The organism is Streptomyces sp. AC550_RSS872, assembly GCF_019049285.1.
Classification (GTDB): Bacteria; Actinomycetota; Actinomycetes; order Streptomycetales; family Streptomycetaceae; genus Streptomyces.
Genome location: NZ_JAGMUL010000015.1, coordinates 154,606 through 173,723 on the forward strand (window position 1 = coordinate 154,606; position 19,118 = coordinate 173,723).

Sequence of the window (19,118 nt, forward strand, 5' to 3'; positions counted from 1 at the left end):
TCTACACTGCCGGGCCTCCGGAGGCGAGAGACGTAACAGACCGTGACAGGGCCTGCTGCGTCCCCCACACATCGGCCACAGGTGTGAAGCACCGGATACGCGCAACTCCCGCCCCCGCAACAGGGTTACGCCGCCGGATGCCGACCGCGTCCGTGGTCACTTCCGTCGTGGGGCGGTGGCGCGTCGCGTGGCCAGCAGCAGCGCGATGTCGTCGGGGCGGTCCGTCGTGTGCCGGGCGCTCGCGGTGAGCCGGTCGGCCACGCCCGCCAGCGCCCGCCCGCCCGGCCGGGCACCGGGGGCACCGGCCTTGGCCAGCGCCACCCGCAGCGCGCTGATCCCGTCGTCGATGTCGACACCGGGCCGCTCCACCAGCCCGTCCGTGTACAGGGCCAGGACGGCGCCCGGCTCCATCCGCAGCTCCGCCACCGGATACGTGGCCTGCGGATCCACGCCGAGCACCACTCCGCCGGGCAGGTCGACGACATGCGTACGGCCGTCCGGGCGGCGCAGCAACGGCGGCGGGTGCCCGGCCACGGCGGCCTGGGCGATGCCGGTCGCGGGGTCCAGCCGGATGTAGCAGCAGCTCGCGAACAGACCGGCGTCGAGGTCGATGAGCAGATGGTTGGTGCCGCTCATCACCTCGTCGGGCGGCCGGTCGCCGAGCGCGAAGGCCCGCACCGCGCTGCGCAGCTGGCCCATGGTGGCCGCCGCCTGCACCCCGTGCCCCTGCACATCGCCGATGACCAGGGCCAGCCCGTCCCCGGCGGCGACGACGTCGTACCAGTCTCCGCCGACCTCCATGCCCTGGGTGCCCGGCAGATAGCGTCCGGCGGTCTCCATCAGCGGGTGCTGCGACAGCCGCCGCGGGAGCAGCGCCTGCTGCAACCCCCTGGCCAGCGCGGCCTCGTTCTCGTAGCGCTGCGCCTTCTCCATGGCGTGGGCGATCAGCCCGGCCATCGCGGTGAGCACCGTGCGTTCCTCGGTGCTGAAGCTGCGCGGCCGGTCGAAACCGAGGATGCAGGAACCGACGGGACGCCCGGAGGCGATCAGCGGCAGGAAGGCACGCGCGCCCTCCGTCGCGTCCAGCGCGATCCCCGGATAGGACTCGGCGAGCTGCTCCATCGAGTCGAAGAACAGCGGCCGCCCGCTGGTCAGCGTCTCGACCCCCGGCAGCCGCTCGTCCAGCCCCACACCGTCGAACGGGGCGAGGAACCCCTTGGGGAAGCCGGTCTCCCAGGCCAGGTACAGATGCCGCTCCTGGAGCAGATAGATGGCCAGCCGACGGCCGCCGAACGCGGGCAGCAGCTCCCGCATCACCACGGCGGACACCTGACGGGCGGTGACCGCCTCGGTGAGTGCGATGGCGAGCACGATGGGCCGGTACAGGGGGTTGAGCGACGGAGCGCCGGCCGGTTCCGGGGCGCCGAGCGCGTCGGGCAGGCCGGACGGGCCGTCGGCCACCCGGTGGCCCAGCCGGATCGTGCAGGTCAGCAGGTCCGGGCCGGGATAGACGGACAGGGCCAGCCAGTCGCCCGCGATGGCGTCGGCGGCGGGCTCACGCCCCTGGGCGGACGGTCTTCGGACATGGAAGTGCACCGGGTCCGGGGACAGCAGCGCTCCGCGCAGATGGTCCTCCAGGGTGGGCTGGTTCAGCCATGGCACGCCCTCCCACAGGGGCCGGCCCAGCAGCTCGGTGCGCGGCCGGCGCAGCAGCCGGGCCGCGTGCGGATTCGCGTAGACGACCGTCCCCAGCCGGTCCAGGCACATCACCCCGTCCGGCAGCAGGTCGGCCGCCGCGTCCGCCACCGTGCCCGGCCCCGGGTCGAGGACGACACCCCGCACGGTCGCCGCCCGGGGGAGGCCCGAATCGTCGTACGGCCCCCAGACCTCGACCAGCCGGGGCGCACCGTCCGGGCCGCGCACGACCAGCGGCAGAGCGGGCGGACGGCCACCGGCCGCTTCCCGCAGCGCCGCCAGGACCCGCTCCGCGTCACCGGGAGCGACCGCGTCCGCGAAGGCCTCCGCGCTGCCGTGGGCTTCAGCCGCGACCGCGCCCAGTTCGACGTTCAGGCGCTCGTCCGCCGTCAGGTGACCGGTCACCGGATCCCAGGCGAACCGTCCCAGGTGCCCGGCGGGAGGGCGGGCGGCGGGCGGCCGGACGCACAGGGGTCCGCCCTCCCAGGTGACCGCCGAGGGGTCCTGGTCCTCCAGCTTCTCCAGGGCCGTTCCCAGCTCCTCGGCGAGCCGCGCCATGCGCTCGCGCACGGGCAGCAGCTCCGTGGCATCCGCCGCCGAAGGGAGCAGCGCCGTCAGCACGCCGTAGACGCTCGACCTGCCCGCGACGGGCGCGTACAAGGAGCCGAACGGGAAGGGCAGGCCGGCCGCGTACTGCGGATAGCGGCGCATCGCCTCCGTGGCGTTCGGCAGCACGACCTCGACCCCGAGCCGATAGGCGTCCGCCACGGGGAACGGCCGGTCCACGTGCACACGCCACCACGGCCGGAACAACGGCCCGGGCAACCCCTCCAGCACCGCCAGCCGCAGCAGCCCGGGCGTGCCGCAGCGCAGATAGACCCCGCCGACATGACCACCGGCCGCGCTGATCGCCTCCGCCGAGGCATCGATCAGCAGTGCCGCCAGCCTGCCGGGCGTGCGCTCTGCGCCCTCGGCGCTCCCAGTCATCGGCCCTACCTCGTCCGTACGCCTTCACGCGCGCGACACAGCAAGAATGCGCCACGAGCCCCGTCACCCGCACCTGGGGCGACCTGCTCCGTCACCCCACCGGCCCGCCACCGCACGGTGAGCCGGGTACCCAGGGGGCGCGGACCGACGCCGCCCACGACACCGTTCGGCCCTGGGCGCGACACTCCCGTATCTGTGTCCTCGGCGCCGGATACGCCCGGACCGAAACCGCGCACCGGCCCGCCCCGTTGTCGGTGCGAGACCCGAGCCCCTCGGGAAGACTCGGGAACTGACCGGCGGGCGCAGCACAGGCAGGAGACCGACCATGGAGTATTACGACCTCGGCACCTACACCCGCTCCGTGACCACGTCCTCCGCCCAGGCGCAGCTCTGGTTCGACCGCGGTCTGACGTGGACGTACGCCTTCCATCACGAGGAGGCCGTCGCCTGCTTCGAAGCCGCCGCACAGGCCGATCCGGACTGCGCCATGGCCCACTGGGGCATCGCCTACGCGCTCGGCCCGAACTACAACAAACCCTGGGAGTTCTTCGACGAACAGGACCTCGTCCGCACCGTCGACCGCACGCACGCGGCCGTCGAGCTGGCGCACGAGAAGGCGGCGGCCGCCACCCCCGTGGAACAGGCCCTGATCGCCGCACTGCGCGCCCGTTACCCGCAGGCGAAGGCCGTGGCGGACTGCTCGGTCTGGAACGCTCCCTACGCCGACAGCATGCGTACGGTCTACGAGCTCGCCCCGGACGACCCGGACGTCGCGACCCTGTACGCCGACGCCCTGATGAACCTCACGCCCTGGCAGCTGTGGGACCTGAGGACGGGCGAGCCGGCCGCAGGGGCCCGCACCACGCAGGCCAAGGCCGTCCTCGACCGCGCCCTCGCCGGCGACGCGGGACGCGAGCACACGGGGGTGGTCCACATGTACATCCACCTGATGGAGATGTCCCCGACACCCGAGGCGGCCCTGGCCGTCGCGGACCGGCTGCGCGGCCTCGTGCCGGACGCCGGGCACCTGCTGCACATGCCCTCGCACCTGGAGGTGCTGTGCGGCGACTACCGCCGGGTGGTCTCCGACAACACCGCGGCCATCGAGGCCGACGAGAAGTACCGAGGCCGGGCCGGGGCGATGAACTTCTACACCCTGTACCGCTCGCACAACTACCACTTCAAGATCTACGGCGCGATGTTCCTCGGCCAGAGCCAGGTCGCCCTCGACACCGCGGCGCAGCTGGAGGCGTCCATCCCGGAAGACCTGCTGCGCGTGCCGAGCCCGCCCATGGCCGACTGGCTGGAGGGATTCCTCGCGATGCGGGTGCACGTCCTGATCCGCTTCGGCCGCTGGGAGGACATCCTGGACCTGCCGATGCCCGCCGACCCCGAGCTGTACTGCGTGACGACAGCGATGCTCCACTACGCCCGAGGTGTCGCCCTTTCCGCCACCCACCGCGTCCCCGAGGCGGGGACCGAACGCCGGCTCTTCCACGAGGCCGTCGCCCGGGTCCCCGAGACCCGGATGCTCTTCAACAACACCTGCGCGGACATCCTCTCCATCGCCGCGGCGATGCTCGACGGCGAACTGGAGTACCGCAAGGGCAACCACGACGCGGCCTTCGCCGCCCTGGAACGCTCCATCGAACTGGACGACAACCTCCCCTACGACGAGCCGTGGGGCTGGATGCAGCCCACCCGGCATGCCTACGGCGCCCTCCTGCTCGAACAGGGACGCGTCGAGGAGGCGGAAGCGGTCTACCGGGCCGACCTGGGCCTCGACGGCACGCTCCCGCGCCCGTCGCAGCACCCCGGGAACGTCTGGTCCCTGCACGGCCTGCACGAATGCCTGATGCGGCTGGGCCGGACGGGGGAGGCACAGATGGCGGCCCAGCAGCTGCGCCTGGCCGCCGCGCTGGCGGACGTACCGATCGAGGCATCCTGCTTCTGCCGACTCGACACGACCACCCGGACGACCGCCCGCACGGCCGCCGACGGGGACTGCTGCGCCGGCTGACTCACCGGTTCGCGGGTGGGCCGGGCAGCGGCTGCTCGAACCAGACGACCTTGCCCGTGCTCACCCTCGTCGCGCCCCAGCGCTGGGCCAGCTGGTCGACCAGGAACAGCCCCCGGCCGCCCTCGTCGCTCAGCCGCGCGTGCCGCATCCTCGGCACCACCGGGGAGTCGTCACCCACTTCGCAGCGCAGCACGTCCGTGCAGAGCAGCCGGAGCGTGATCGGCCGGGACGCGAACCGAACGGCGTTGGCCACCACCTCGCTGACCATGAGCTCGGTGGTCTCCACGAGCGAGTCGAGCCCCCACTGGCCGAGCGTCCTGCGGGTCAGCCGACGGGCCTGGCCGGCGGTCTGCGGGCGAGGCGCCATGTACCAGTACGCGACGGTCTCCGCCGGCAGACCCTCGAAGCGGGCGGCGAGCAGCGCGATGTCGTCGTCCCGGCCGCCCGAGCCGAGCGTGCCAAGGGCCTCGTCGCACAGTGTCTCCAGGGCCAGAGGCCTGGCTCCGGAGGCCGCCGCACGCAGCCGAGCGCACAGCCGCTCCACGCCGGTCAGCACGTCCGAGTCGCGGGACTCGACCAGGCCGTCGGTGTACAGCAGCAGCGCGGCCCCGGCCGGAGCATGGGTCTCGACGGACTCGAATCCGCCGCTGCCGACACCGATCGGTGCGCCGGGCGGGACCTGGAGGACGTCGACGCTGCCGTCGGGACGCAGAAGCACCGGTGGCGGATGTCCGGCGTTGGACAGCACCAGCCGGTGCTGCACGGGGTCGTACATGGCGTACAGGCAGGTCGCCGTGTGCTCGCTGCCCAACCGGCCCGCCTGTTCGTCGAGGTGGTGGAGGACCTCGTCCGGGGGCAGATCGAGTCCGGCCAGGGTCTGCACGCTGGTGCGCAGCTGACCCATGATCGCGGCCGACGTCATGGAGTGGCCCATCACATCGCCGATCACCAGCGCGACACGGTTGCCGGGCAGGGGGATCGCGTCGTACCAGTCGCCGCCGACCTGCGCGGTCCGCGAGGACGGCAGATAGCGGCTGGCCAGTCGCACGCCGGGCGGCTCCGGGAGGGACGGCGGGAGCATCGTGCGCTGCAACGCGTCCGCGACGGACGCCTCCCGCTCGTACAGCATCGCCTTTTCCAGCCCGAGAGCGGTGTGGGTGGCGAGCTGGGAGGCCACGAGCAGGTCGTCGCCGGTGAAGTCCGGGCGGCCAGGGCCGCGGACGAGGACGACGCTGCCCAGGACGTGGCTGCGGCCGTGCAGCGGGGCGATGACGAGCCGCCGTCCGGGCGGCCCCGCCGGCGGAACGTTCGCCGTTCCCAGCAGCTCGGCCGCCGCCGCGGCGGCACCTCGAGTGTGTCCCGACACCGGCCGACCGTCCCGCAGCAGTGCGGCGAGCGGCCCGTCGGGGGCGGGGCGTACGCTGCCCGCCGCCTGGCTCGGGCGGGTGCCGGGCGGGTGCGGTCCGGAGCCCTGCGGGGAGGCGTCCCGGGGCGGGGCGCGGTCCACGGTGTGCAGACGCAGCACGCCGGGGGCGGCCCCGCTCTCGTCGCCGACCGGGAGCGGGGCGTACAGATGGACGAAGGCCGCGTCGGCGAAGTCCGGGACGGCCGCCCGGCACAGCTGGTCGAGGGTCTCGTCGAGGTCCATGCCCCCGGCGATACGGCGGGTCGCCGCGTCGAGATACCGCAGCCTGTCGGTCTGCGGCCCGGTGACGGCGGGTCCGTCGCCGAGCGGGGATCCACGAAGGGCTTCCGCGGGCCGGGGCGAGGGGCCGGGCTGCTGCGGCCGGTACGCGAGTGGGGCACGTCCGCGCACGCCGGGCGTCTGTCCCCGGACGTTCTCACCGGCCCCGGGCTGCTTCGTCATCCCTGTCCTTCCGGCCGTGCGGCCCGCGCCAGAGCGGGCGGATCGGCAGTCGTCAGGCGTGCCGCCTGCACCGCAGGAAGATCTGCACCTCGGGCTGGATGTCGGCGGCCGCCGGTGCGTAGCTGTACGAGGACTCCTCGAGGATCTCGAAGCCCGCCGCCTCGACGACCTCGCGCAGCTCGTCCCGGAGATAGCCGGAGACGCGGATGCTGTTGCCGAGGAACGGGATCTCGAAGTCGTCCACGTCGGCCTCCACCATCGACAGTGCGAAAAGGCCCTGCGGAACCAGCAGGTGGCGTACGGTCCGCAGGGCGAGGGGAATCTCGTCGCGCGGCAGCATGAGCAGGGAGAAGAAGGCGGTCACCGCGTCGAAGCGGCCGAGGTCCAGAGGCCCGCCGGGGCGCAGATCCGCGATGTCCGCCTGGTGGAACACCCCGCCGGGCACATGGGCACGGGCCAGCTTGACCATCCCGTCCGACAGATCCACCCCGACGACCTCGACGCCCGCCGCGGCCAGCTGGCCCGCGGTCGGGAGCCCGGTGCCGCACCCCAGGTCCAGCGCCCGGGATCCGGCCGGCAGGGACCCGACGAGCCATTCGGCTGCCGCGACCTGCCCTTCCTTGTGCGGGAAGGCCTCGTCGTAACGCTCGCCGATGGCGTCGAAGGCCTCGGCCTGACCTGTGCGGTCGGGCCGTGGGGTCCCGTGGTCGAGCTCGTCGGCAGGGTTGCTCACAAGGCGTCTCCTCTGAGGCATTATGGGGCATTTTTTCGGATCTACACAGGAATCTCTACGGGGTGCCACGGAGACGGTCGCCCCCGAGGTGCTTCGAAGGTCAGGGCAGCTCGGCCTGTGCGGGGCTGTCGTCGAGGAAGCCGCCCGACTGGTGCTTCCACAGCTTGGCGTAGGCGCCGTCCAACGCGAGCAGGCCGTCGTGCGTGCCCTGCTCGACGATCTGTCCACGGTCGAGGACGACGAGCCGGTCCATGCCGGCGACCGTGCTCAGCCGGTGTGCCACCACGAGCGCCGTCCGCCCGTCCATGAGCCGCCACAGCGCCTCCTGGACCAGGATCTCGCTCTCGGAGTCCAGCGCGCTGGTCGCCTCGTCGAGCAGCAGGATCGGCGCGTCGCGCAGGATCGCCCGGGCGAGGGCGACCCGCTGGCGTTGACCGCCGGACAGCTTGACGCCGCGTTCGCCCACCATGGTGTCGAAGCCGTGCGGCAGCGCGTCGGCGAACTCCGTGACATGCGCCGCCTCGGCCGCGCGGCGGATCTCGGCCTCGGTGGCGTCCGGCCGGGCGAACGCGATGTTCTCTCGCAGCGTGCGGTGGAACATCGCCGGGTCCTGCGGCACGTACGCCATCATTCCGCGCAGGTCCGCCTGGCGCAGCCTGCTGATGTCCTGACCGCCGACCAGGATCCGCCCGCCCTCGATGTCCGTCATCCGCAACAGCAGCCGGGTGAGCGTGGTCTTGCCGCCGCCCGACCGGCCGACCAGGCCGATCTTCGCTCCGGCGGGCACCTCCAGCTCGAGGCCCTGGAACAGCGGCCGGCCACCGGCGTGGGCGAAGGTCACCTTCTCGAAGCGGACGTCGGCCGCACCGGGCAGCAGCGGCTCCGGCGTCGCCGGATCGAGTACGGTCGGCGGCGTCAGCAGCAGTTCGGTGAACTGCGCGGCCTCCGTCATCGAGCTCTCCAGGCGACGGTAGATCTGGTTGAACTCGAACATGATCCGCGTCGCGTTGGTGTAGTAGGTGAACGCGACCACGATCGCCTCCACGCCGTGCGCGCCCCCGCCGAGCGTGACCGCGAGCAGCAGGCCCAGCGCGTTGGTGAGCACCGACATCGGCGCGACCAGTGTGTCGATGCGCAGATTGCCGTAGTCCCACGACCGCAGGGTGAGCCGGCGCGATGCCGCGACCCGGGAGCGGTGCTCGGCGGCCTCGCGCTCCTCGGCGGCGAACGCCCGCACCGTGTCCATGTTCATCAGGCTGTCGGCGACATGCCCGGACACCCGGGCGATGGCCTCCTCCCGCAGGTCGACGAGCGCCTGACGGCGCCGGATCAGGGGCACCACGCACAGCGCGGTCACCACGATCATCGTGAGAAGTCCGACGACCAGCAGCGGTTCATAGCGCCACAGCACCACCGCGCCGAACACGAGCGGCACGAAACTGCCCACGATCTGGAACGTCAGCGTGTCGACGAACTGCTCGAAACGGGACGCGAAGCTCAGGACGCGCTTGGTGAGCGACCCGGCGAAGTTGTCGTGGAAGAACGCGGCGTCCTTGGCGAACAGCTCGTCCATCCCGATGACGTACAGATGCTCGATGCCCAGGGCGTCCAGACGGTTGAGGCAGTGCAGGGCGACGCGCCACAGCGCTTCCGCGAGCAGCAGCACACCGACGAAGCCGAGGACGTACGGCAGGGTCGAGCCGAGGGTGACGTCCTTGTCGCTCGCGATGCCGCCGACCAGCTTGGCGACGATCAGCGGCGCGATGTAGTTGATCCCGATGTTGCCCGCCGCCGACAACAGCATCGCCGGTACCGTCAGCCATCGGAGACGGGTCAACTCCCGTCCGTAGTAACGAAGTGCGAGAAGCACCGAGCGTTTGCCCGGTAGGACCCTGCGCGATTCAGGCGTTCCCATCCCACCCCTGTGAGGTTCTGCGGCGGCCCGCCGCACGCTGCCAAAGGCAGAGGCGGCAACGGCTACGTGGAGTTACGGTTCGAGTACGCAGTGTCCCGTGTCGGCAGTCGCGGCGTCCAAGGGTTTTCCGGCCGACGGTGGCGTGGACGTGACTTCCCCGTACCACAAGTAACATGATCCACTTCTCTCTCGGGTGCCCCGTCGCGGTCACCCTCGACGCCCGCTGGGCGGCCGCCCCCCTGGTAGTAGAACTCCGAGGACATCGATGTCAGCTCCGAACGAAGCCCTTCAGTAAGCGCTTGCCGACTACGAACACCACATGCGGACCTGCCGGCAGTGCCATGCGGACTCGGTCCCGTGCCCGGTCGCGAAGCACCTGCTACGCCTGTACAACAACGCCCGAAGAGGCGGTGCCCGACGCTGAGGGCGTCTGCTGACCTGCGCCGTCTTCACGCTCGCGGTGATCACCGGCCGCGCTGCGCCACGAGCGACGAACCGGGGGCCGGCGTCCCCAGGAGCCCCTCTCTTCCGCTCTCTTCCGTGATGTCCCATGGGCTCCTACCCTTCCGGACGCGTAGCCGCGCTCAGCCTGGGAACGAGCAGCGTTGGACGTACCAGGACGAGTCACCGCGGCCGGCGGCGGACGGGCCGGAGAAGGTGTGATGGCGACCGATTCGCGTGGAGGCGGCAAACCGTCTTCCGAAGGGACACAGGACTGCGAGGTCAGGTTTGACGGGGGATTCGGTGATGTGACAAGAGCCCGCCTCAGCGCGGAGAAGTATCTGACGACACTCGCGCGGTCCGCACCGCCTCAGACGCCCGAGCGCCGGGACGACATCGTGCTCGTGGTCACCGAACTCGCCGCCAACGCGATCCAGTACGCGCCGGGACCGTTCGGACTGACGCTGCGCAAGGCGTTCGACGGCGTGCATGTGACGCTCAGCGACACGAGCACCACGCCCCCGGCGCCCCGCCCCTTCCACCCCGGCACCGGCAGTGGCGGCGGCATCGGCTGGTATCTGATCCACACGCTGTGCGACCAGGTGAGCGTGGTGGTGCGGAAGGACGGCAAGGACGTGCACGCGTTCCTGCCCTGGTGATCTGCGGGGCCCTCTGGTCTGCCGGCCTGCCTGCCTGCCGGCCCGCCTAGTCGCCCCGGCACGAGCGGGCGCAGGCGGACGGACGCTCAGCTCAGCGGCACCAGCAACGTGACCGTCTTGCCGCCCGCACGGCGCCGCTCAATGTGGATCTCGCGGGACAGACGGATGATCAGAGGCCATCCGTATCCGCCGCACTCGTGCGCGTGGGGGAGCGTGCCGGGTCCGTACGCGGCGGAGGGGACGGCGTCGCTGTAGTCGTGCACGCTCAGTTTCACCCCTTCCGGCAGCAGGGCCACCTCGAACCCCGCCAGGCCGCCGCCGTGCCGGATGGCGTTGGTGACCGCCTCCGACACGACGAGCAGCAGATCCATGACGGCTCGCTCACTCGCCGGGCCGGACGGAGCACCCCAGTGCTCTTCCACGACCGACCGCACATAACTCCGTGCCGTCGCCGCGCTGGTGATCGGGACCGGCCGTGGACGCACCGTCCGGCGGTCCCCGGCCGGACGCTGCCCGGTCGGCTTCACGGTCGCTCGTGCGCCGCCCGCGAAACGCTCATCACTCCCCGAGCATCGCGGGCGCGCACCAAGAGGGCTACGGCTTCTGTCACTTCACCATTCCTCGCACGCTGTCGTCCCCGCTTCTCGTCGTCCGTCCGGGCTCCTGGGGCTGCGCTTACCCGGGCGCGGCCGAATCATGGGGCGCTGGTGCGCCGCAGCAAGGTCCCTGCTGCGCCCCCTGGTCGAGCGCCTCGTCCCGGATCCGCGCGCAGCACCGGCTGATGAGGCGGGAGACGTGCATCTGGGAGATGCCCAGCTGCTCGGCGATGCGGCTCTGCGTCATGTCCTCGAAGAAGCGCATGTACAAAATGGCGCGCTCGCGCTCGGGCAGGCGCCGCAGGCCTTCCTTCGCCGCCTCCCGGTCGACGACGACGTCGTACGCCTCGTCGCAGCCGCCGATCGTGTCGGCGAGGCTGAAGCCGTCGTCGCTGGCGGACATCTCGGCGTCGAGGGACAGGGTGCTGAAGCTCTCCATGGCCTCCAGCCCGGTGTTGACCTCGTCCTCGGTGAGCCCCGCGTGGGCGGCGATCTCGGTGGCCGACGGGTTGGCGCCGCCGGCGTGGTCGGTGAGGTCGCGGCGTGCGATCCGTACCTTGTTGCGCAGCTCCTGGACGCGACGGGGGACCCTGAGCGCCCACATCCGGTCGCGGAAGTGGCGCTTGATCTCCCCGGTGACGGTGGGCACGGCGTAGCTCTCGAAGGCGCCTCGGCCGGGTTCGTAGCGGTCTATAGCCTTCACCAGTCCGAGCGCCGCGACCTGACGCAGATCCTCCAGCGATTCACCGCGGTTGCGGAATCGGCCGGCGATGCGGTGGGCCATGGGCAGCCACACCTCGGTCAGTTCGTCACGCACCGCGTCTCGCTCGGGCCCCTCGGGCAGAGCGGCGAGGCGGGCGAAGCCGGCCGCGGTGTCGGGGGCGTCGTCGTGGACGCGGCCACCGGACACGCGGGGACGGGCGGGCAGGTCGGAACCGTGTGCGGACGTCTCAACCAGCATGCGGAACAGCTCCTGAACGGCGTTCTCAGGGAATCTCCGTGGAAACGGTGCGGGTGCGGATGCGGATGCCTGGGCGGGAACGGCCCTGGAGTGGTCACACCTGTCGCACCGGAGCGCCTCTGGTCCGAAGCACGAAATCCCGCATGCCCCGCAACTCCGTACGTAAACGAGTAGGGGTGGATGAAGGGTGGGGGAGGGGGCTTGGGCGTGGTGGTGGGGCGTTTCTCGGCGAAGGGGGCCGTCGGGGGGCGCATGAGACGCGAGAGTTCGGGCACGCGGGAAGGACAACTGGTTCCGGTGATGGGGAGGGCGGCATGGCAGCCGTGACGGTGGCGCAGGCAACGGCCACGGCAGAGGAGACGGTCACGACGGACGGGGCGGCGCTGCCGCTGATCGAGGATCCGACGAGGGTGAGCCCGCAGGACGCACGCGAATTGTCGCGTCAGTTCTTCGACCGACTGGTCATGCTGCAAGAGGGCACGCACGACCACCAGTACGTGCGCAACACGCTGATCGAGATGAACCTGTCGCTCGTGCGGTACGCGGCCTCGCGGTTCCGCGCTCGCGGGGACTCGCTGGAGGACATCGTCCAGGTCGGAACCATCGGGCTGATCAAGGCCATCGACCGCTTCGAGGTGTCCCGGGAGGTCGAGTTCACGACCTTCGCGGTGCCGTACATCGTCGGCGAGATCAAGCGCTTCTTCCGCGACACGAGCTGGGCCGTCCATGTGCCGCGCCGGCTCCAGGAGGCGCGCGCGGAGCTGGCCAAGGCGACGGAGGAACTCGGTTCCAGGCTGGGCCGTACGCCGACCACCCGTGAGCTCTCGGAGCTGATGTCCCTCTCGGAGGAAGAGGTCATCGAGGCCCGCAAGGCCGCCAACTGCTACCAGTCCGCCTCCCTCGACGCCGCCGTCACCTCCGATTCCGAGAACACCGAGTCCGTGCTGGCCACGTTCCTCGGTGAGGAGGATCCGTCGCTGGAACTCGTGGAGGACTTCCACTCGTTGGCGCCCCTGATCGCCGAACTGGGCGAACGTGAGCGCCGGATCATCCATCTGCGCTTCGTCGAAGAGCTCACCCAGGCCCAGATCGCCGACCGGATCGGCGTCTCCCAGATGCACGTCTCGCGTCTCATCAGCCGCATCATCAAGCAACTGCGCGCCGGCCTGCTGGAGCCCGGGGTCGCCTGACGGCACCTACGGAGTCGCTCCCGCGCTCGCGGAGGGAATCGGCAGCGGGGAGGGCCGTGGCGAGGTGGCCGTGGGCTTGGCACCCGTGCCCTGGCCCTGGCCCCGAAGCCCAACGCCGCGACCATGGCGATCGGCGCCGCCATGGAGGACGTACGCAAGGGGCTGGCCGGTCCGTCCCGCCGCATCTTCGGGACGACCGTGAGCCGAACCGCAAGGAGATCCCGGTGATCTGCGACGAGCAGTTAGGCCGGCACCACCGAGAAGGTCCGCGGCCGCGGTGACCGCAACCCGGCGGCCGGCCCTGTTGCTCCCGGCCTCTTCGAGACCGCGGACCAGTTCATTTCCCCGGTCTGACCCTGACTGATCCGGGGACTGATGATCCGGGGACTGATCCGGGCTGTCCGCGTGTCGGCCTGTGCGCCTGCCGGTCTTTCCGCTTCCCGGCCCGTCCGGGTCCCAGCCCCGCGTCGGGTCGGGCCCCGTCCCCACTCCCGTCCAAGTCCCGGCTCCGCCAAGCCGGTTCGCGCGGTGGAGTCGCAACCCGGCCAGCTCCGGCCGGGTCCAAGCCCTGCCCCTCCAAGGCCGCCCTGTCCAGTTACCCGGCCGCCCCCACGCCGCCCCGCTCGGCCCCACGCCACGTCCCCTCAAGGCCGATCCTGGGACCCTCCACCCTCCACCACCCCCTTCAGAGGAATCACCGCGGTGACACGCTTGCCGCCGGCAGGCAGGTCCGCGATCCGTACGGTGCGGGAGAGCCGGCAGACGATCGGCCAGCCTCGGCCGCCGCAGCGGTGGCGGCCGTGGGGGTCGGTCGGGCTGAGGGTGACCGGGTGGCGCGGTTCTCGGTCGCTGACGGACAGGTACAGGTTCTGGCCGACGACCGAGACGTCGAAGTCGGTGATGCCGCCGCCGTGCAGCATGGCGTTGGTCGTAAGTTCCGACGCCACCAGCAGTGCGTCCGAGAGCGTGTCGGCGGCGCAGGCGATGCCCTGGGCGCGCGTCTGTTCGGCGAGGATCCGGCGTACGGTTCCGCGGGCCTCGGCCGGACTGCGCGGCCTGCCGCGCGGACGGCCCGTGCCTGCCGAGGCGCTGGTGGGGCCGGTCAGGTACTTCTCACTCATCCTTTCGCTCCCTGACTGACAGAGGCGAGGAGGCGGACTCCGGCGCGTCGGCCCAGAGTTCTCGTCCCTCCTCCACATCGCGTGATGTTCCTCTCCCATCGCGTGACCCCTTGACCGACCACCAAACCGTTCATCGGGCTGTTGCACGCAAAAACGGCCAGAAGCGTGACGGCCACCGCTTGCTCGCACGAGCCCTGTGTTCTGCGGACATTCGGGGGTAGGCGGGCGAACGCATCGACGGACGGTCACCGCTCGCGCAGGACGCGATGCATCGGATCCGTTCGTCGGGGCACCCGTCCCGATCGTCAACGCCTGTGGGAGGTACTTGTGTCCGTTGCCCAGAATCCCCTGTCGATCAAGGTGGAAGTGCCCCGGGAAGACGCCGTGCTGCTGACGGTCGAGGGCGACCTGGACATGGATACGGCCACCGAGTTGCAGCACCACCTCGCCAACCAGCTCCACCACGGCCGCCGGCACTTCCTGCTCGACATCGCCGGCGTCCCCTTCATGGACTCGTCCGGCATGAACATCGTCCTGCGGGCCTATCAGGAGGTGCGGGGGATTCGGGGAGGCGTGTACGTCATCTCCCCGACGCCCGTGGTCCGCCGGATCATGGATCTCACCGGTGTCAGCATCACCGTCCCGATCGTGGGGAGCGCCGAGGAAGCGCTCGCCACCGCGGACTCCCAGCCGGGCCCGGGCCCCTCGTCCTCGGCTCAGGGGTGAAGACAGCTTCCCGGAGAGGGAGTTCGCCGGGCGGTCCATGACGCAACAGAGTGAGCGAGTCAAGCGCGGGAGGGGGGGTGGAACGTGCCGGTCAGAACGCCTCCAGGCCCTCCATCGGAGTGGTGCGCCAGGTGACGGGCATCTGCTCCAGCGCGGACTGGAGCGCGGCTTCGCGTCGCGCCCGCAGCTCCGTCAGAAAGGTCCGTCCGCGACGGCTCAGGTGCAGGCGCAGTTCCCGGGTGCGCGGCGCGGCCCGTGGCACTGGGCGCCCGCTCGACGAAGCCCCCCGCCTGGAGACGGTCGCGGAGCCGGCCGGTCGCGGAGCCGGTCGGTCGCGGAGCCGGCGCGGCTGGACCTCCTCGACGGCCGCGAACCAGAGCGTGGTCGCAGGGAATCCCGGATCCCGGGATCCAGGCCAACCCGAAGTGACGGAGACACACCGCCACGACGTCCCCGGGCCGCTCCGGGGGTCACTTCACGACCGTCTCCCAGGTGTCGACGGCGTAGTGGACGGTCATCCCGTGCCGGGCGTACAGCGCCGGAGCCCCCGTGGCGTTGGCGGTGTCGACCCCGAGCCCCACCATGTCGCGTCCGCGCGCGGCGAAGGCCGCGAAGGCGTGCCGCAGCAGCAGACCACCGAGGCCAAGACCGCGCCCCTCACGCACCACACCGATGCTGCGGATCCACCCCATCGCCTCCCGGTCGTCGCGGGCGAGCAGGAAGCCGACGTCCCCCAGGTCCTCCGTGGCGGCGATCCACACCAGCGACCAGTCGAGACGGTCCCCGTCGACGTCATGCAGCCACTGCTCGTACGTACGCGGCTGGAAGTCGAAGTGCTGGGCGAAGCTCGACTGGTACAGCGCGTGGACGCGCACCCGGTCCGCCTCCTCGGTGCAGGGCCGCAGCCGTATGCCCGGCGGAACCGTCGGTACGAGGTCCTCGGCGGGGTCCAGCGGCCGTCGCAGCACGTGATAGCGGCGCACGACGAACCAGCCGCGCTCCTCGATCAGCCGGGTGTCGAGCGTGGGCTCCGTGTTGAGGTGCAGATGCACCACCGCCCTGGATGCGCCGTTCTCACGGGCCTTGCCCAGGGCACGGGCGTCGATCGCGTCGAATATGAGCTCCCCGGCCCGCTGGTGTTCGGGCAGCACATAGTGGTCGACGTCGACCCGCTCACCGCCCGACTCGTCCCACAACAGGCCGTACGCCACCAGCCGTTCGCCGTCGAAGGCCAGCCATGAGTCGCGGTCCAGCGCGATGTCGGGCCGCTTCAGATCGGCTTCCACGGTGTGCAGGTCGGTCTCGGGCCGGCCGATCTCGATCCGGTCGACCTCGTTGAGCAGTTCGGTGATGGCGGCCGCGTCGGCGAGGCCGGCCGGACGAAGGGCGTAAGACATGTGCCCAGGGTCTGGGGGAGGGTGGCACGGCCGCAACGGAATTTCCGCTCAGCAGGCCGGGGCGAGGCGGCCGGGACCGCCGTCCTGCTCGAAGATCGGCAAGAACCCGAACGGCCGGGTGTCGCGGGGCCTGCCGGCATGTGACGGTCACGTCCTGGCGAACACGAACTGGTACTGACCGCAGACGCGCCCGGGCTGAGACGAGGCCACCGGGCCGGCACCGGAGGCAACCGGGAGCGCCGCAGGCTCGTCCTTGGGATCATGGTCACCGCAAGCATCTCAGGCCCCCTGGCGGCATCAGTGCGCCAGCTGCTCGATTTCGCGTGGACACAGACCCGGTCCTGCGCCTTCGCCATCGCCCTGATGACCGGCGTGGCGGCCTCCACCCTGCTGCCCGGCCTGCCCGTGGCCCGCTACGACCTGCTCGTCGTCTACGGGGTGCTGCTGACGCTGCTGTTCTGGATGCGCGGCTGGGAGAACGGCCGGGACATAGCCGTCATCGCCGTCTGCCATGTCATCGGCCTGGCCTTCGAACTGGTGAAGGTGTCCCTCGGCTCGTGGAGCTACCCGGAACCGGCCGTACTGAAGTTCGCGGGTGTCCCGCTGTACGGCGGGTTCCTGTACGCCGCTGTCGGCAGCTACGTCTGCCGTGCCTGGCGCCTGTTCGACCTGGAGCTGGTCCGGTACCGGCCGCGGTCGACGGCCGTGGTCGCCGCCGCCATCTACGTGAACTTCTTCAGCCACCACTGGCTGCCCGACGCACGCTGGCTCCTGGCCGCACTGCTCCTCGCCGTCACCGCGGGCTCGTCCGCGCACTTCACGGTGCGCGGGGTGCGTTGGCGGATGCCGCTGGCGCTCTCGTTCGTCCTGATCGGCTTCTTCCTCTGGATCGCGGAGAACCTCGCCACCTATGTGGGCGCCTGGCGCTACCCCTACCAGCTCGACGGCTGGCAGCCCGTCGGCGTGGAGAAGTTCGGCGCCTGGTCGCTGCTGATCAGTGTCACCGTCGTCCTGGCGGCCGTCGCCCGGTCGCGTAGCACCCGGACCGAGTGAGGGCGGGGGACGAGCCCCCGCCGATCACCGCTACGCGCTCTTCGGTCCCGCCGACTGCACGACCTCGAACGACCACAGGGTGGAACCGCTCGCCGCCGGCTTGGGACGCTCGCCGCCGCCCTCGCCGCCGCCCTGGTGGGCCGACTTCATCGGACCCTCCATCCAGGCCTGGAAGGACTCCTCGTCGCGCCACCGCGTGTACACGAGGTAGGTGTCGGTGCCCTCGACGGGCCGCAGGAGTTCGAACCACTCGAACCCGTCGGAGCCCTCCACGGCGTGCGCACGCGAGGCGAAGCGCTTCTCCAGCGTCTCGCGCTGCTCGGCGGGCACGGTCAGTACGTTGATCTTGACTACGCTCATGGTGCTCATCCTGCCGCACGGCCGCCGGCCCACGCGCGGCGGCTCGTGCGAGGGAGCGGTCCGGCGCCGGTTCACCACCCGGACCGCCCCCCCGCGGGTCAGGCCGTGTGCAGGGTCAGCCCGTACCGGCCGAGGATCTCGTTGACGGGCTGGAACCAGGTCTCGCCGCCGCCGGAGCAGTTGCCCCAGCCGCCCGAGGTGACCCCCTGCGCCTGGTCACCGCTGAGGAAGGAGCCCCCGGAGTCGCCGGGTTCGGCGCAGACGCTGGTCTTGGTCATCTGGTGCACGGCGCCCTGGCTGTAGTTGACCGTCTCGTTCCTGGCCAGCACGGTGCCGCAGTGCCAGTGCGTCGTGGAGCCGGACCGGCATATGGACGCCCCGACGGGTGCCTCGGCCGAGCCGCGCACGAGCTGGTCCGGGACCGTGCCCCAGCCGAGGACCACCGGCACCGTCCACCAGCCGCTGCCGACGCTCACCCAGGCGTAGTCGTTGCCCGGGAACGAGGAGCCCTGGAACGTTCCGACGTGCGTGCCGTCCCAGCCCCTGACCGCGGCCCCCTGACCACCGCAGTGCCCGGCGGTGATGAAGCCGCCGTGCACCGAGAAGCCTATGGAACAGCGGACGTTTCCGGTGTAGTACGGGTCGCCGCCGACCGTTCCCGCGGCGAAGGTGCGCGGGGCGGCGTTGACCGTCCGCACGGTGACGGGACCGGCCGCTCGGGCGCCGGAGACGAAGCGCCGGACATCGTTGTCGGCCCGCCGGTCACGGACGACGTCCACGACGACCGTGTTTGCCACCGGATCGACGTGCCAGCTGCTCACGCCCGACGGGGCGGGGAGCCGGTCGATGCGCGCCTTGGCCGCGTCGAGTTCGCGCGCGCTGTGCTCGACGGTGCGCACGGTCGCCCCGGTGGCCCGGACCTCCCGTACGGTCGCGGGCGGGGCGTCGGACGTGACGGCCACGGTGAGCCGCGCGCTCTTCGTGTCGAACCACGCGCCCCCGTAGGAGGATCCGGCGGCCTCGCGCGCCTTCGGGGCGAGGCCCATGGCGGTGCGTTCCGCCGCCAGCCGTGCCTCGGCCTGCGGTTTCGACAGGCCGAGGTCCCGCTGCATCGCATGCAGCAGGCCGGCGGAGGCGGACGGGGAGGCGGGGTCGGTGTCGCTCGCCGCGGCCGATCCGATGCCGCCCGCGGTCCAGCCGCCGAACACGAGAAGTGCGGCGAGACCGGCGTACACGAGTCTGATGCGCTTGCGTCTCAAGGGAGTTGCCCTTCGTCGTTCCAGCAAGGTGGGGTGGAACAACCGCAATCTGAGAGCGCTCTCATTCAGGGTCGGGCAGAGCATAGCCATGACAGGGCGTCAGGTCCATACCAAGGCTCCTTTCCCTGTCGATGCCGC

General features: G+C 71.4%; 16 protein-coding genes. 5 read left to right on the forward strand and 11 right to left on the reverse strand.

The features are described 5' to 3' along the window. Nucleotides 1-156: 156 nt before the first annotated feature. Nucleotides 157-2,682 carry a SpoIIE family protein phosphatase gene (locus KUM44_RS07020; protein WP_217206886.1) on the reverse strand — a complete coding sequence of 842 codons (2,526 nt, stop codon included), beginning with the start codon at nucleotides 2,680-2,682 and terminating at the stop codon, nucleotides 157-159. A 325-nt stretch (nucleotides 2,683-3,007) separates the two neighbouring features. On the opposite strand from KUM44_RS07020, the gene KUM44_RS07025 reads away from it, so the two are divergent. Continuing rightward, complete coding sequence (locus tag KUM44_RS07025; protein WP_217206887.1) at nucleotides 3,008-4,702, forward strand: hypothetical protein; 1,695 nt, start codon at nucleotides 3,008-3,010, stop codon at nucleotides 4,700-4,702. 1 nt (nucleotide 4,703) lies between these two features. On the opposite strand, the gene KUM44_RS07030 is transcribed toward KUM44_RS07025, so the two are convergent. The 3 genes from KUM44_RS07030 to KUM44_RS07040 all read right to left on the reverse strand — a co-directional run bounded on the left by KUM44_RS07030 (nucleotide 4,704) and on the right by KUM44_RS07040 (nucleotide 9,217). Next, nucleotides 4,704-6,569: a SpoIIE family protein phosphatase gene (locus tag KUM44_RS07030; protein ID WP_217206888.1), complete on the reverse strand. Its 1,866-nt coding sequence runs from the start codon at nucleotides 6,567-6,569 to the stop codon at nucleotides 4,704-4,706. A gap of 52 nt (nucleotides 6,570-6,621) precedes the next feature. Then, nucleotides 6,622-7,302, reverse strand: a complete 681-nt coding sequence (locus KUM44_RS07035; protein ID WP_308402519.1) for a class I SAM-dependent methyltransferase — start codon at nucleotides 7,300-7,302, stop codon at nucleotides 6,622-6,624. Between the two features lie 100 nt (nucleotides 7,303-7,402). Then, on the reverse strand, nucleotides 7,403-9,217 hold the full coding sequence (locus KUM44_RS07040) for an ABC transporter ATP-binding protein (protein ID WP_217206890.1): 1,815 nt from the start codon (nucleotides 9,215-9,217) through the stop codon (nucleotides 7,403-7,405). A gap of 662 nt (nucleotides 9,218-9,879) precedes the next feature. Between KUM44_RS07040 and KUM44_RS07045 the strand changes: the two genes are divergently transcribed. Next, nucleotides 9,880-10,317, forward strand: a complete 438-nt coding sequence (locus KUM44_RS07045; protein WP_217206891.1) for an ATP-binding protein — start codon at nucleotides 9,880-9,882, stop codon at nucleotides 10,315-10,317. Nucleotides 10,318-10,403: 86 nt separating this feature from the next. Here KUM44_RS07045 and KUM44_RS07050 read toward each other — a convergent pair whose 3' ends face one another. Then, nucleotides 10,404-10,844, reverse strand: a complete 441-nt coding sequence (locus KUM44_RS07050) for an ATP-binding protein (RefSeq protein ID WP_217206892.1) — start codon at nucleotides 10,842-10,844, stop codon at nucleotides 10,404-10,406. Nucleotides 10,845-10,992: 148 nt separating this feature from the next. Then, nucleotides 10,993-11,874: an RNA polymerase sigma factor SigF gene (locus KUM44_RS07055; protein WP_217206893.1), complete on the reverse strand. Its 882-nt coding sequence runs from the start codon at nucleotides 11,872-11,874 to the stop codon at nucleotides 10,993-10,995. Between the two features lie 314 nt (nucleotides 11,875-12,188). Between KUM44_RS07055 and KUM44_RS07060 the strand changes: the two genes are divergently transcribed. Continuing rightward, entirely contained in the window at nucleotides 12,189-13,064 is an 876-nt protein-coding gene (locus tag KUM44_RS07060; RefSeq protein WP_254389148.1) for an RNA polymerase sigma factor SigF, read from the forward strand. A 644-nt stretch (nucleotides 13,065-13,708) separates the two neighbouring features. On the opposite strand, the gene KUM44_RS07065 is transcribed toward KUM44_RS07060, so the two are convergent. Continuing rightward, nucleotides 13,709-14,185, reverse strand: a complete 477-nt coding sequence (locus KUM44_RS07065; protein ID WP_217206894.1) for an ATP-binding protein — start codon at nucleotides 14,183-14,185, stop codon at nucleotides 13,709-13,711. A 327-nt stretch (nucleotides 14,186-14,512) separates the two neighbouring features. On the opposite strand from KUM44_RS07065, the gene KUM44_RS07070 reads away from it, so the two are divergent. After that, entirely contained in the window at nucleotides 14,513-14,911 is a 399-nt protein-coding gene (locus KUM44_RS07070) for an STAS domain-containing protein (protein WP_217206895.1), read from the forward strand. A gap of 91 nt (nucleotides 14,912-15,002) precedes the next feature. Here KUM44_RS07070 and KUM44_RS07075 read toward each other — a convergent pair whose 3' ends face one another. Continuing rightward, nucleotides 15,003-15,173 (reverse strand): hypothetical protein, encoded by a 171-nt coding sequence (locus tag KUM44_RS07075; protein ID WP_308402520.1) that lies wholly within the window; start codon nucleotides 15,171-15,173, stop codon nucleotides 15,003-15,005. Between the two features lie 208 nt (nucleotides 15,174-15,381). Beyond that, the gene (locus KUM44_RS07080; RefSeq protein WP_217206896.1) at nucleotides 15,382-16,308 is read right to left on the reverse strand and encodes a GNAT family N-acetyltransferase; all 927 of its coding nucleotides are present in this window, start codon (nucleotides 16,306-16,308) and stop codon (nucleotides 15,382-15,384) included. A 261-nt stretch (nucleotides 16,309-16,569) separates the two neighbouring features. Here KUM44_RS07080 and KUM44_RS07085 point away from each other — a divergent pair, with 261 nt between their 5' ends. After that, nucleotides 16,570-17,361: a DUF817 domain-containing protein gene (locus KUM44_RS07085; protein ID WP_217206897.1), complete on the forward strand. Its 792-nt coding sequence runs from the start codon at nucleotides 16,570-16,572 to the stop codon at nucleotides 17,359-17,361. A 30-nt stretch (nucleotides 17,362-17,391) separates the two neighbouring features. On the opposite strand, the gene KUM44_RS07090 is transcribed toward KUM44_RS07085, so the two are convergent. Together KUM44_RS07090 and KUM44_RS07095 are read right to left on the reverse strand one after the other, a co-directional pair. Then, a complete protein-coding gene (locus KUM44_RS07090) occupies nucleotides 17,392-17,721 on the reverse strand; it encodes an antibiotic biosynthesis monooxygenase (protein WP_217206898.1) in 330 nt (109 codons plus the stop codon). A gap of 98 nt (nucleotides 17,722-17,819) precedes the next feature. Beyond that, nucleotides 17,820-18,980, reverse strand: a complete 1,161-nt coding sequence (locus KUM44_RS07095) for a S1 family peptidase (protein ID WP_254389149.1) — start codon at nucleotides 18,978-18,980, stop codon at nucleotides 17,820-17,822. Between the last annotated feature and the right edge of the window lie 138 nt (nucleotides 18,981-19,118).

Bases quoted from the DNA above. Each gene is read 5' to 3' on its own strand.
- KUM44_RS07020 (WP_217206886.1), bottom strand. From the start codon at position 2,682: ATGACTGGGAGCGCCGAGGGCGCAGAGCGCACGCCCGGCAGGCTGGCG.
- KUM44_RS07025 (WP_217206887.1), top strand. From the start codon at position 3,008: ATGGAGTATTACGACCTCGGCACCTACACCCGCTCCGTGACCACGTCC.
- KUM44_RS07030 (WP_217206888.1), bottom strand. From the start codon at position 6,569: ATGACGAAGCAGCCCGGGGCCGGTGAGAACGTCCGGGGACAGACGCCC.
- KUM44_RS07040 (WP_217206890.1), bottom strand. From the start codon at position 9,217: ATGGGAACGCCTGAATCGCGCAGGGTCCTACCGGGCAAACGCTCGGTG.
- KUM44_RS07045 (WP_217206891.1), top strand. From the start codon at position 9,880: ATGGCGACCGATTCGCGTGGAGGCGGCAAACCGTCTTCCGAAGGGACA.
- KUM44_RS07055 (WP_217206893.1), bottom strand. From the start codon at position 11,874: ATGCTGGTTGAGACGTCCGCACACGGTTCCGACCTGCCCGCCCGTCCC.
- KUM44_RS07060 (WP_254389148.1), top strand. From the start codon at position 12,189: ATGGCAGCCGTGACGGTGGCGCAGGCAACGGCCACGGCAGAGGAGACG.
- KUM44_RS07065 (WP_217206894.1), bottom strand. From the start codon at position 14,185: ATGAGTGAGAAGTACCTGACCGGCCCCACCAGCGCCTCGGCAGGCACG.
- KUM44_RS07080 (WP_217206896.1), bottom strand. From the start codon at position 16,308: ATGTCTTACGCCCTTCGTCCGGCCGGCCTCGCCGACGCGGCCGCCATC.
- KUM44_RS07085 (WP_217206897.1), top strand. From the start codon at position 16,570: ATGGTCACCGCAAGCATCTCAGGCCCCCTGGCGGCATCAGTGCGCCAG.
- KUM44_RS07090 (WP_217206898.1), bottom strand. From the start codon at position 17,721: ATGAGCGTAGTCAAGATCAACGTACTGACCGTGCCCGCCGAGCAGCGC.